General features: G+C 41.5%; 8 protein-coding genes. 6 read left to right on the top strand and 2 right to left on the bottom strand.

Annotated features, from left to right (window positions below; translation table 11 throughout):
- The first annotated feature begins 254 nt into the window (after positions 1 to 254).
- Positions 255 to 1,934 carry a DUF342 domain-containing protein gene (locus tag I1A42_RS23365; protein WP_196125345.1) on the top strand — a complete coding sequence of 560 codons (1,680 nt, stop codon included), beginning with the start codon at positions 255 to 257 and terminating at the stop codon, positions 1,932 to 1,934.
- Positions 1,935 to 2,246: 312 nt separating this feature from the next.
- Entirely contained in the window at positions 2,247 to 2,885 is a 639-nt protein-coding gene (pdxH, locus tag I1A42_RS23360; protein ID WP_161157749.1) for a pyridoxamine 5'-phosphate oxidase, read from the top strand.
- A gap of 251 nt (positions 2,886 to 3,136) precedes the next feature.
- On the opposite strand, the gene I1A42_RS23355 is transcribed toward pdxH, so the two are convergent.
- Positions 3,137 to 4,960, bottom strand: a complete 1,824-nt coding sequence (locus I1A42_RS23355) for an SUMF1/EgtB/PvdO family nonheme iron enzyme (protein ID WP_196125343.1) — start codon at positions 4,958 to 4,960, stop codon at positions 3,137 to 3,139.
- A 156-nt stretch (positions 4,961 to 5,116) separates the two neighbouring features.
- Positions 5,117 to 6,217: a PEGA domain-containing protein gene (locus I1A42_RS23350; protein WP_196125341.1), complete on the bottom strand. Its 1,101-nt coding sequence runs from the start codon at positions 6,215 to 6,217 to the stop codon at positions 5,117 to 5,119.
- 454 nt (positions 6,218 to 6,671) lie between these two features.
- Here I1A42_RS23350 and I1A42_RS23345 point away from each other — a divergent pair, with 454 nt between their 5' ends.
- The 4 genes from I1A42_RS23345 to putP all read left to right on the top strand — a co-directional run bounded on the left by I1A42_RS23345 (position 6,672) and on the right by putP (position 13,255).
- The gene (locus I1A42_RS23345) at positions 6,672 to 7,496 is read left to right on the top strand and encodes a helix-turn-helix domain-containing protein (protein WP_161157746.1); all 825 of its coding nucleotides are present in this window, start codon (positions 6,672 to 6,674) and stop codon (positions 7,494 to 7,496) included.
- Between the two features lie 359 nt (positions 7,497 to 7,855).
- Complete coding sequence (putA, locus tag I1A42_RS23340) at positions 7,856 to 10,975, top strand: bifunctional proline dehydrogenase/L-glutamate gamma-semialdehyde dehydrogenase PutA (protein WP_196125339.1); 3,120 nt, start codon at positions 7,856 to 7,858, stop codon at positions 10,973 to 10,975.
- Positions 10,976 to 10,991: 16 nt separating this feature from the next.
- Entirely contained in the window at positions 10,992 to 11,690 is a 699-nt protein-coding gene (locus I1A42_RS23335; protein ID WP_161154476.1) for a 1-pyrroline-5-carboxylate dehydrogenase, read from the top strand.
- Positions 11,691 to 11,761: 71 nt separating this feature from the next.
- Positions 11,762 to 13,255, top strand: a complete 1,494-nt coding sequence (putP, locus tag I1A42_RS23330; RefSeq protein ID WP_196125337.1) for a sodium/proline symporter PutP — start codon at positions 11,762 to 11,764, stop codon at positions 13,253 to 13,255.
- Positions 13,256 to 13,424: the final 169 nt, after the last annotated feature.

Raw genomic sequence — 13,424 nt, 5'->3', positions numbered from 1 at the left:
ATATTATAGGTGCGAATAAAACTCGACTTTTGGTAGTTAATCAGCAAGCTAATAATGTTAAAGGAAATACTCACTCTATCCGTCTCTGAGTTTGACTCTTGCTTGTTAACGAATCTCTGAATTCTGCATCTCAAGATCATTTGGCTATTATGTCCAACATGTGAGTAGTAAGCTTAATCACTATTCGAATTATTTTGTTATTTGAGTCCGTTGGTTGACTCATTCTTAAAACAGTCTGTTAGGTTGAATCTAGTATGTGGAAGGATTTCGTTGTACTCAACAGCGACAAGTCGCAAGTTATTGCGAAAATAAGTGAAGGTCAAAAGTTTGATGCAAATGCAGATGTTGCATTATTGCCGACTGTTTTGGCCGAAATCGGCGCGAAGGATTTTAAAGTGCTCGATAAAGAGCTTAGTCGCTTTATTGAAAAAGCAAAGTTGAGCAACAGTGAAGCAGCAACGGGAATTGTCATTGCAGAAAAGCACGATGCTGCGGTAACCATATCGGTGGATTCAAAAGGTATGGTTGCAACCATGGTTGTGACTGGCGCATTTGGGGGAAGCGGTTTACACGCTAACCAAATCGTACAAGAACTTAGCCATGCGAATATTAAAAAGGGAATTAATAAACAAGCACTAAAAAAAGTATTAGTGGCGAGCGAATCGTTAACACCTGGACAAACATTTTCTCAAGTAGTCGCACATGGAAAACCTGCAGAGAATGGTGAAAATTCAAAACTGGTTCCGTTAGTTGCAGATGTCATGAAACGGGTTCTCGCACCTAAAGATAACGATGCTATAAAAATTGATATGCGAGATTTTGGGCAAACTGTCACGGTGAGTGAGAATGATCCGGTCATGAAACGTGAACCTGCTACTAAAGGCAAATCTGGCTTTACAGTGTTTGGTGAAATACTCAAGCCTAAACCTGGTCAAGTACAAGCTTTGAAAGCTGGAAAGGGGACGCACCTTTCCGATGAAAATCCTAATCTGTTATTAGCGAGCCAGCCTGGAATGCCAATTATACGTGGTCAAACAGTAGATGTTGAAACCGCAATGTGTTTGAACAGTGTGAGCGTTGCAACTGGGCATGTAAAATTCAAAGGTTCTGTTGTCGTTGCTGGTGATGTAGAACCCGGTATGATTATTCGCGCTACAGGTAATGTTATTGTCGGTGGGTTTATAGAATCAGCAGATGTCCAAGCCCAAGGTGACATTGAAGTGGGCAAAGGCATCATTGGTCATACGGTCTCTGAAGATGAACCTAAAAGCTGTATTGTTAAATCGGGCGGTAACATCAAAGCAAATTATGCGCAGTTTTCTGAAATCCAAGCCAGTCACAATATTTCATTAGTTGTGCATAGTATGAGTAATCATATACGTTGTGGTGGGGATCTGCTTGTTATTGATGAAAATGAAACGCAAGGTACTTTAAGCGGCGGTAAAGCAAAAGTTGGTGGAAAAGTACTGTGTTTTAATCTCGGAGTTGAGGGCGATACCGCAACGTATGTCGAAGGGTTTGCTCGTTACAGTCATCAAAAAGAGCGGATCTTAAAACACAAAGCCTTATATAAAGAAGCGCAAGAAAAAACGATGGATGCTGTGCGCCGAGAAATATCGGTGAAGAAAAAAGATAAGTCTCAACGCACAAAAGAAGACGTCATGCGTGTAGAAAAAATGAAACAATCTGCACAAGCTAAAATGGAAAAGGCAAAATTAGCTGTAGAACTGGCACAAAAAGATTTTGAAGAAATACTGAATATCAATACGATTGAAGCAAAAGGAAAAGTATTTACTCACGTTACTGTTATGTTTGCAGATGCAAGAGTGACGACGAAACGAGTTCATGGTCCCTCAACGTTTCACTTCAATCAATATGAGATCCTCTGTGCTGCTAAGTTGGATGATGAGTCTGTTAAAGATGTTGAGATTTAAGTTAAGGCTCTCATAGCACATAACTTTATAGTAACTTAGGATAGCGACATTATAAGATAAGGTAGCTATTTTAAACAAAGCAAACAGCTTTACATTAAGCTGATAAGAGTTTTATTTAGTCGCTATTCATTCATTTGAGCGTTATACCCAAATGTGAACTTAAGATGCAGGATTCAGAGCTTTATCGGCGAGTATCGGTCAAGCTCTATGAAGTAGGGAACAATTATTCCCTTTCTGCGTGATTGTATAACCCTCCCTGTATTGAGTTCCATCGCGTATCGGAGCAAAATTAAGAATTAAAAAGGAGTCGAAATGGAACTTTCAGATATACGCCGCGAATATATTCGAGGTGGTTTGAGACGCAAAGATTTGCTTGATGACCCGATCGAACAATTTAACTTATGGTTACAACAAGCAATTGATGCAAAATTAACTGACCCAACAGCAATGACAGTGGCGACTGTTGATGAAACCGGTCAACCATATCAACGTATCGTGTTGTTAAAGAATGTTGATCAACATGGCTTTGTTTTTTATACCAACTTGGGTAGTCGTAAAGCAAAACATTTAGAGAATAACTCTAAAATAAGTTTGCATTTCCCTTGGCACCCATTAGAAAGACAAGTTCATATTACTGGTACGGTAGAAAAATTATCTGCAATGGAGAATATGAAGTATTTTACTTCTCGACCAAAGGATAGTCAGATTGCTGCGATTGCGAGCCATCAAAGTAGTCGAATTTCCGCGCGTGGTATTTTGGAAGGTAAATTCTTAGAGCTAAAACAGAAGTTTGCAAAAGGTGAAATTCCTATGCCGAGTTTTTGGGGCGGGTTTAGAATTGTTCCAAATAGCGTCGAGTTTTGGCAAGGTGGAGAACATCGCTTACATGACCGTTTTATTTACACGCATGATAAAGATGAACGTTGGGACATTGATCGTTTAGCGCCGTAAGCATTAATCCACCTAATTTAGCGAAAAGAGCGGCTTATTTATAAAAGGCCGCTTTTTTTGTGTCTCTGTAATTAAATTTAAGCATGATATAAGTCGCCTTTTGATGTCTGGCTATGCTTTTGCTTAAAGTCCCTTAGCGCGTCATTTAGAGTGGTATATGAAGGGGGGCGAAGATAAAGTAAAACCCTAACCTTGATTAAGAGCTGGAAATAAAAAAGGAAGCATTTGCTTCCTTTTTACATTGGGTCTATTTAATGAAGTTCACGCACCACTCTAAAACCTAAATAGTTTGCTGCGGTACCGGGATCAATAAATAATTCGCTGGATGCTTTTGCCATTGTTGGTGAAAAGCTCCATGCTCCACCTTTGGCCATTCCTCTTGGATCGCTTGTCCATTCCCAGACGTTACCTACAACGTCATAAAAGCCAAGATGATTTGGTGTGAATGAACCAACAGGGGAGGTACTCTTATTCGACCATTGGCTTCCACCCCAACCTGTGTTTGCTTTATCTGCACCAAAGTCGTCTCCCCACCAATAATCTGACTGACTACCGGAGCGTGCAGCAATTTCCCACTCAATTTCAGTAGGTAGGCGGTAATCAAACCCTGTCTGTTTCGAAAGCCACTTCGCATAAGCACGGGCGTCATTTTGACTTACACATACCACTGGATTTTGACTGGTTTGTTTAAAGCCAGGATTACGCCAATAACTATCTGATACAGGAGTCACTTCAGAGTTATTGACCGAGATACATAAGTGTTTCAATTCAGCATCGGTTTGGTAGCTAGTTTGATTAACAAATGTCTCGAACTGACCGACGGTAATCGGTGTTGCGCTTAATGCGAAAGCATGATCAAGGCTTACTTTACGAGAAGCGTCTTCTCCTATGAGGTATTCACCACGAATCAGGGTGATCATCTCCGGCGTTTTTATGTTACCTTTCAATGAGTCAGCAAATTTATGACCGGGTTTTAGAATATTGGCCTGCTCTCTTAATACCGCTCTAAGAGTTTGGTCCGCGCCAACTTTCATTTCTTGAGAAAATGGATGGTAACCTTCTTTTTGCACTGTTATCAGATGGTTACCTACCGGAAGCATGATTTCAACTGGCGTACTTCCGTAATTTACCCCGTCAACTTGAACGTTGTCGTTATATTGGTTGGAACGCACATTTAAACTCACCCAAGCCACTTCTTTTTGTGGTTTGCCGTTTTCGCCATCCGCTGATTTATCAAAACAATAGTCGGTTTTTATCCCCAATAATTCACACGCGGTGCTTTCTTTAGGGCGAGATTCTAACTGGGCGTTCACTACCGTATAGTATTTGTTGCTACCCTTAAATCCTGCCTGCTTAGTCGAATGTTTTAACAAGTGAATATTTAAGGACACTTTATCTAAGTGTTGCTTAATTAGACTACTTTCTGAAGCATTTGATACGAGAGAATCTTGATATTGGTTTACGGCCTTTTGCAGAGCCAACTCGGTGGTTTGACTTGCACACTGAGCTAACGTCATTTTCACATCACACTTATTTGTGAAACTAACGGTTTCTTCACCAGGATGGTTTAACTCTTGTTTAAGACGATCGGCTCTGGCTCGGAGTTTGTCTTCTCCTAAAGCTGCAATCTTCTGTTCTAATGTGCGCTGACTTGATTTTTCTTGCGCCAGTTTTGCTTCAAGTTCTTGAAGATTTTGTTGCGCTTCCAGACGGGCTTTTTGATTTTTTTTGACGTCAGACCAAGCGGATTGATATGTCGCTTTAGCCGACGTGATATCGGTTTTAGGATCATCAATCATTTTTCCATATGCTTCGTGTAACTTAGCTTTAGCAGCGTTAAGCGCTTTATCAAGCGTTTTGGCTTGCTGTTCTAAGTCTTTTAGTTCAGCTTGCTGCTTATCATAAGCGGCTTGCTGAGACTGTGTCGTCTTCTTTGCATCCTGCAACTCTGTATTTTTACTAAATAGTGCATCATCAATGGCGCTGACTGAAGAAGGCGCTTCTTCTGCCAACGTCGACGTAACCATAAAGCAAGGTGAGAGTGCTAATAACAGAGCGGGTAAACCTTGTCTCATTATTATCTACTTCAGTTAGCTAATGAAAATGTTCTCGCTATTGTAAACGAAAACGCCACTTTGTCAGAAGTCATCTTTCAATAACTTAGTAACAAAATGACGTTTTAGCGAGCATAAATGATCGGTGAGTGAACTGTACTCACTTTTCTCGTCTATTTAATCTTCTTTATTGGGACGTAATTTTACCCAAACAGTATCGTTACCGTTAATTGTTATAACACGGTTATAAGTTTCATAACCTTCTTTTGCTACAGTGACTTGATGACGGCCAGTTGGTAGTACAATTTCAACAGGAGTACTACCATAATTAATGCCGTTGATCGTCACTGCATCATTGTATTGATCTGAACGAACCGTCACTGTCGCCCAAGTTTTATCGGTGCGTTTTTGTTTGGTATTTGAACCTTGTAAACAATAACGCGCTGATACATTGAGCAATTTACATGCAGCTACTGGTTCTGGTTTTGCTTGAAGCTGGGCTTTCATTTGAGTGTAGTAATCGCTACTACCTTCAAACCCGCTACGCAAAATTTGAGTTTCTTGCACGGTAATATTGAGCTCAACGCCATTGACGTTTTGTTGCGCAATAGACGATTCAGTTAAGCCATTAAGTAATTGTTCACGGAACGTTTTGACTGCTTTTTGTTTTGTCAAATGACGTCCCTGACTAGCACATTCACCCAATGTCATCGTGGTAGAGCAAGTGGTTTTATAGCTTGTTTCTATCGCACTGGTTTGACGTAGCTCAGTTTCAAGACGTTTAACTCGAGCTTCAATACGACTTTCCTGAAGATTGGCATATTCAGTCTTAAGTCTCGCCCGTTTTTGTTTCAGCTGAGCTAGCTCCATTTCACTTTCAGTTATCTCTTGTTTCTTATTAAGCTGATCCGTTTGGTTCTGCTTTACTGCGGCCCAAGCTTCTTGATAGGTTTTTTGAAAGCTAACTAAGTCAGTCTCTGGATCATCTAAAAGGTGACTATATTGTTTGTCCAAAGCCGATTTAGCACGTTTTTGTTTAGCGACAAGTTCCTCGCCTTCTCTTTCTAAGGTTGCTTGCTCATTCTTCAATTTTTGAAGCTTAGCTGCTTCAGTGTCGTAGTCAGAAGAGATCGCGTCAATGTCACTCTGTTTCGTTGTTAATTTCGTGTCGATAGAGGCAACCGGGTCAACTGATTTGACGTCGTTTGCATACACCGACGCAGATACCCAAATAGGGCTTAGCGCAAGTAGTAGCGCTGGGATGCGATGTTTGATCATAGGTCCCTGCAACAATTTTACGTTTAACCACTGACCATCAGTGGGAAAGACAAACTTTTGACAGCATTAATAAATGACGCTGACTCTTTAAATGCAAATTTTATTCCGATAGCGACTTATATTTACGGATTAGCGTTACTAGGTAACTGATTTTGTAAATTTTATAAGTGTGCACCCTCCATTTTGGGCTGTTAAATAAAATATGCAAGCTTCTATTAACGATCTAACAAGTCATTTGTTAATTGAACACACATTGACCGTAATTTATGTGCACTTGATCATTGTTCCAAGCCAATCAAAGGGGATGATGCCTTTACTATAGCAGCAGCTAATATGACATTAGTTGATCATGGTTGCGTAAGTGTTAGTTTGCTTGAAATTCTATTGATATGTATTTTGTCCATCGATAAATCTGTTATACCATGCCTGAGTAGCCACATGAGTGAAGACTAAAATGAGTCAAATTAATGCACCAATATCGACCATTATAGATGAAACAGCCAAACTTTTGTCGCCTCGACCTGCGGAGTTGGTCACTTTACCATCATATATGAACAGTCATGATCATAATTACACGCAAATTGTTATTGGACTGAAAGGCCAAGTCGATTTTGATGTGAATGGTAGAGGTAATTTGATGGGGCCTGGCCAGGGGTGTGTAGTAACTTGTGGTTCTGGTCATGCCTTTGGTGGTGTTATTGAGCAGTCGGATATTTTAGTGCTGAATATGCCGTTACCATCTAATGATGATCCTTTATTACTGCAAAAAATTAATGAATTGGCCAGTCAGGATATCTATTTTCAGCTCGATGATCAGATCCAAAAGTTAATTCACATGTTAGTGATAGAGATGAAAACGAATCCTGAGGATCTCTTACTCAGTCGTGCTTGCAACGATACGTTGATCTCTCTGCTACAACGGCATATTTCAACATTTCAACTGACACGTAAAGATTGTCGTTTCGATCTTGACGCTATCGATCGTTATATTGATAACCATATGATGAATAAGATCTCTGTGGCTCAATTAGCGGGAAGTGTTTTTCTTGGAGAAAGCCAATTTCACATGCTGTTTAAAGACAAATTAGGCATGACTCCCCATCAATACGTTTTGCAAAAAAGAGTTGAGATGGCAAAAACATTGATTACGCAAGGACAATTTACATTGGGTCAAGTTGCTGACTTAACGGGTTTTTCAAACCAAAGCTCTTTCACTCACACTTTCTCGCGCATCGCGGGGGTCTCGCCTTCGGTTTTTAAAAAACGGATAAAGAATTAAATTTTTATCGAGAATTATCCATTATTGAGAAATCTTTAATTAAGGTAATTTTTAGCGATGTATCAATTGTGTACATTTGTGTTACAAAGATAAGTCATACATTTCATTTTCTTCTCTTTATGTAGTCAATACCTCTGAAAAGTATCTTTTCCCTGTCTCTCTTATGCTAAATCTGTTAAGTAAACGGTATTATATTTTGATAGATTTGCTGAATTGGAGTAATTTTTTTGTTAAAAAAGCGAGTTTTTCGCAAAAAGCTCGGAGTTTTTGACAAGTATTCTCTCGGCACTCAAAATACACTGCCAGCTATTGAAGGAAATTCGGTAAGGAATACCGAATATTGAGACTGAGGAAAACGCATGTTTACAGCAACAGACGTGTTAAAGCCCGAGTTCGTTGAGCAACCTCTAAACGTTCTTTGGCAGCAGATCTCGCCACTTTACATAGTGGACGAATCACAATGGCTAAAACAATTACTACCAATGGCATCACCAAGTGATCAAGAAAAGGATCAGATCAAAGCGAAAACGACGGATCTGATTAACGCGATCCGAGCAGACAAACGTTCGGTGCAAATGATCGATGCGCTGCTGTTGGAATATAGCCTAGACACTCAAGAAGGGATCCTTTTGATGTGTTTAGCTGAAGCATTAATGCGAATTCCAGACAAGGAAACCGCTGATGCATTTATAAAAGATCGTTTGGGTGTTGCTGATTGGAAATCACACCTGAAAAATTCAGATTCTGTCTTTGTGAATGCATCGACATGGGGTTTGATGTTAACAGGTAAAGTGATTGGTTTGGCCGATGCTGAGCAGACAAGTCCGGTTCAAGCGGTCAACCGATTAGTGAATAAACTCTCGGAGCCTGTTATTCGCAAAGCGATGCATCAGGCGATGAAAGTAATGGGGCACCAATTTGTACTTGGCAGAAATATGCTAGAAGCACAAAAGAACGGTCGTTCCATGCGTGATAAAGGGTTTACTTACTCGTTTGATATGTTGGGCGAGGCGGCGTTAACGACGGCCGATTCAGATAAGTATTTTGATGATTATTTGATGGCAATTAAAGCTGTGGGTGAGGATAAATATGGCCTAAGCACCAGTCCTGCCGCATCGGTTTCCATCAAGTTATCGGCAATTCATCCGCGTTATGAGGTTGCGAATAAAGAACGAGTGATGACTGAGCTGTACGAACGCTTGGTTACACTACTTGAACATGCTGTGAAATATGATGTCGCAATTACTATCGATGCGGAAGAAGCGGACCGTTTAGAGCTCTCTCTTGAATTGTTCGAGAAAGTGTATCGCAATGATGTTGTGAAAGGTTGGGGTAAGTTTGGTCTTGTGATTCAAGCTTATTCAAAACGAGCATTACCAGTGTTGGTTTGGTTGACGGCGTTAGCAAAGGAACGAGGAGATTTGATTCCCGTTCGTTTAGTGAAAGGTGCCTACTGGGACAGTGAAATAAAATGGTCTCAGCAAAGTGGTTATGCGGGCTATCCGGTATACACGCGCAAAGAAGCGACGGATGTCTCATACCTGGCTTGTGCTCGGTTTTTACTCAGTGAAGCTGTGCGAGGACATTTGTTCCCACAGTTTGCCAGCCATAATGCACAGACGGTGACTTCAATTTCAGTGATGGCATCGCATCGTGATTTCGAATTCCAACGTTTGCATGGCATGGGTGATGCACTATTTAACTATGCAATCAAAGAATATGGGCAATCTGTACGCATATACGCTCCAGTGGGGAGTCATAAAGACTTGCTGCCTTATTTGGTGCGTCGATTGTTAGAAAATGGCGCAAACAGCTCGTTTGTGCATCGCTTAGTAGATGCTCGTTGCCCTGTGGACATGTTAACTCAACATCCCGTGGAGAGTTTGTTGGCATGTGACTCGCTGAATAATACGAAAATTCCGTTACCGCCTAGTATTTATCCAAATCGTGGTAACTCTCGAGGTGTGAACATTGATATTGAGAGTGAAGCCACTCCTTTTGAACACCAGGTGGAACAATGGATGCAAGCGACTTGGAATGGTTCACCGATCATTGCAGGCGAATCGATTCTTGAAAGCATGATCAAGGGGGATCATGTTTTCGATGAAGTGACTGCACCTTATGATCGACGTGTTAACGTAGGGCGGATCTATTATTCAACCCTTGATCATGTTTCCGTCGCCATCGAGAGTGCTCAGAGCGCATTTAGTGCGTGGAATGATTTAAGTGCGAGTGATAGAGCCGAAAAGTTACAGGTTTTGGCTGACCTTCTTGAAGATAATTTGCCAGAGTTCGTTGCGCTTTGTCATAAAGAAGCAGGCAAAACCATTCACGATAGCATTGATGAAGTGCGTGAGGCAGTTGATTTTTGTCGTTATTACGCCGTTAAAGGCCAAGAATTTGCATCATTGAAAGTAGCAGGGTTTTCTGGACAAGAGTTAAATTATTCGCGTTCTGGCCGTGGAGTAATGGTATGTATTAGCCCTTGGAACTTTCCTTTGGCGATTTTTCTTGGGCAGATTACGGCGGCTTTGGTGTGTGGTAATACCGTCATTGCAAAACCTGCGGAGCAAACATCCTTGATCGCCTACAGAGCGGTAGAGTTGATGTTAGCAGCAGGCTTTCCAAAAGGTGTGATTCAGTTGCTGCCTGGTATTGGTGGTGAAGTTGGTCAGGCTCTGACTTCTCACCCTGCCATTGCTGGTGTTGCATTCACTGGCTCGACAGCAACAGCGCAGCGAATCAATCAAACACTTGCTTTACGAGATACTGCACCGGTCCCTTTTATTGCTGAAACCGGTGGGCAAAATGCGATGATTGTCGATAGTACGGCACTTCCTGAGCAGGTGGTACGTGATGTGCTTCGTTCTGCTTTTGCTTCAGCAGGGCAGCGCTGTTCTGCACTCAGAGTGTTATATGTGCAACATGATATTGCTGATCGTATTGTCGAGTTGATCAATGGCGCAATGCATGAGTTAAAAGTGGGCTTGCCATATTTACATGAAACCGATGTTGGGCCTGTGATTGATGAAAAAGCGAAGAGCAAGTTGCAACAGCACATTGCAGCGATGAAACAATCACAAACATTGGTAACAGAATTAACCTTACCTGCAGAGTGTCAACACGGTGATTTTGTTGCACCGTGTGCGTTCGAAATTGATGATATTTCCACGCTCAAAGAAGAACAGTTTGGCCCTATTTTGCATATTGTGCGATTTAAGGCGAGTCAATTAGCTGAAGTAGTATCGGCCATTAACCAAACAGGTTATGGCTTAACGATGGGGATTCATAGCCGTAACGAAACGACCTATCGCTGGATAGAGCAGCATGCTCGAGTCGGTAACTGTTATATCAACCGCGATCAGGTTGGGGCAGTTGTAGGTGTCCAACCGTTTGGTGGGCAGGGGCTTTCTGGTACAGGCCCTAAAGCCGGTGGACCACACTACTTATACCGTTTTACTCAAGCGCAATACCAGTAGGGATAGGAGAATCGTTATGATGCATCATGTTACTCGAATTACAGATTCCCAAATTGCTTGGGAAAACTGGAATCTAACCGGATTTGAATACAAAAAAGAGTGTTTAACATCTTTGGTTAAAAATATTGAAAGTCAGGCGCCTAATTTGGCGAATGTACTTTCTTATCAGCTTCAACGGGCATGTGATTCTCTTTCTCAATCGTATGAGATGGTGGGTCCAACCGGAGAGACTAATGAGCTTTACACTGCAGGACGAGGGGTCGCTCTTCTTGTTCAGCAAGAGACAGGCGAAAAGGCGCAACAAGCGATAGTGGCGTTTTTAGGGGCAGCGCTTGCTGCTGGTAACAGCGTCATTGTTTGTAGCGATGACAGTGAGTTATTTACCATCCTAAATTCAGCGTTTGAACAGTCTTTACTACCTGCCAACTTGCTGTTAACTGCACCGTTAGACACGTATCAGTCTTTATTAGAAGATGATGTGAGAAGTGTAGGGCTAGTAGGAACATCGTCGATGGAGTTGACGCTCAATCGACGGTTATCTGAGCGAACTGGCGCGATTGTCAGCTTAGTATCTGAAACGGATTTGCAGGCATTACCTATTGCCCATGATCCATTTTTGGTTTTACGTTTTATTACTGAGCGGACTCGTACAATTAATATCACCGCTGTGGGTGGTAATGCGACCTTGCTAGAGCTTGGTCATGAAACCCACTAATTGAAGTTGCGTTATCCCCCTCAGTAGCGAGGGGGACAGGGAAGGCGATCTCAAATAAGAGGAATTATTTTATGGATTCGAATAGCTTTGCTATTACTTCAACCTTTATTGTCTACCTCATTTTGATGTTGGCAATTGGGGTTTATGCTTATCAACGAACGAAGAACTCTTCAGATTATTTTTTGGGGGGCCGATCTTTAGGGCCTTGGCCAGCTGCCCTTTCAGCTGGTGCTTCTGATATGAGTGGCTGGTTGCTATTAGGTTTACCTGGTTACGCTTATGCTTCTGGTTTTGAAGCATTTTGGTTGGCGGGTGGTCTACTTGTTGGTACATGGCTAAACTGGCTTTTAGCCGCAAAACGTTTGAGAACGTATAGTATTACCACTGATTCATTGACTCTACCTGATTACTTTGCCCGTCGTTTTGACGATAATTCAAAGCTTATTCAAACCATTTCAGCATTTTTCATTTTGTTGTTTTTCCTTTTTTACACAAGCTCCGGTTTAGTCGCTGGTGGTAAATTGTTTGAAACAGTATTTGGTCTTGATTATCGGATTGCTGTTGTCATCGGTACACTATGTGTTGTTTCCTATACATTATTTGGTGGTTTCTTAGCTGTAGCCTGGACTGACTTGGTGCAAGGATTGTTGATGTCAGCAGCCTTGGTTGTAGTCCCTATTATTGCTTTAGAGGGGGGCTTCAATGAGCTCTCGACACAGATGAACAACATTAATCCACAATTGTTGGATATGTGGCATTCAATGGATGGCAAACCAATGACTTGGATGGCTATCGTGTCTCTGGTTGCATGGGGCTTAGGTTACTTTGGTCAACCTCATATTTTGGCTCGATTTAAGGCGACTCGTTCAAATAAAGATATTACGACAGCACGCCGTATTGCGGTAATTTGGACGGCAATTTCAATGGTTGGCGCACTATTGATTGGTATGGTAGGTCTAGTCTATGTAACGAATCACCCATCAGTGACGTTAGAAGATGGTGAAAAAGTATTCATGTTACTGGTTAACGTACTTTTCCATCCAGTGGTAGCGGGTATCCTATTAGCCGCCATTCTTGCTGCAATTATGAGTACTGCTGATTCCCAGTTATTGGTATCTTCTTCAGCACTTGCAGAAGATTTGTATAAGCAAGTGATTAATAAAGACGCAACGTCGAACCAAATCGTTAACATGGGACGTATTGGTGTTATCGTTATTTCTGTTATCGCTTTGATCCTAGCAATGAATCCAGATAGCTCTGTGCTTGGTCTTGTTTCCTACGCTTGGGGGGGCTTTGGTGCTGCATTCGGTCCAGCACTGTTGCTGAGCCTATATTGGTCTAAGATGAACCGTAATGGTGCTTTAGCAGGTATTGTTGTCGGTGGTGTTACCATTGTGGTTTGGAAACAGTTGTCAGGTGGTATTTTTGATTTGTACGAGCTGGTACCTGGTTTTATCTTCTCTACCATTGCTATTATTGTGGTGAGCTTACTTAGCAGTGAGCCGGAAGAAATGGTTCAGGCGCAACATAAAACTTACTTGAATCATTTAGAAGAACTTGACTAACTTCTGACGCAATTTATACAGAAGCTCCGCATTAGCGGGGCTTTTTTTGTGTCTACTTACGTCTCACAAAATTATCTATATTGTTGCTAAATTAACCATATTTTTTGTGAGGAATGTCACTCTAATATCTTCATATTTTGAGAGAATATGGCGTCATGCTTATAAGTTC

The sequence above is a fragment of the Vibrio nitrifigilis genome (assembly GCF_015686695.1).
Lineage (GTDB): Bacteria > Pseudomonadota > Gammaproteobacteria > Enterobacterales > Vibrionaceae > Vibrio > Vibrio nitrifigilis.
The sequence above is the reverse complement of the archived record's forward strand: the minus strand, read 5'-3'. Positions and strand labels throughout refer to the sequence as shown.

Coding starts and splice junctions, on each gene's coding strand:
- putP (WP_196125337.1), top strand. CDS start 11,762: ATGGATTCGAATAGCTTTGCTATTACTTCAACCTTTATTGTCTACCTC.
- I1A42_RS23335 (WP_161154476.1), top strand. CDS start 10,992: ATGATGCATCATGTTACTCGAATTACAGATTCCCAAATTGCTTGGGAA.
- I1A42_RS23350 (WP_196125341.1), bottom strand. CDS start 6,217: ATGATCAAACATCGCATCCCAGCGCTACTACTTGCGCTAAGCCCTATT.
- putA (WP_196125339.1), top strand. CDS start 7,856: ATGTTTACAGCAACAGACGTGTTAAAGCCCGAGTTCGTTGAGCAACCT.
- I1A42_RS23355 (WP_196125343.1), bottom strand. CDS start 4,960: ATGAGACAAGGTTTACCCGCTCTGTTATTAGCACTCTCACCTTGCTTT.
- I1A42_RS23345 (WP_161157746.1), top strand. CDS start 6,672: ATGAGTCAAATTAATGCACCAATATCGACCATTATAGATGAAACAGCC.
- I1A42_RS23365 (WP_196125345.1), top strand. CDS start 255: ATGTGGAAGGATTTCGTTGTACTCAACAGCGACAAGTCGCAAGTTATT.
- pdxH (WP_161157749.1), top strand. CDS start 2,247: ATGGAACTTTCAGATATACGCCGCGAATATATTCGAGGTGGTTTGAGA.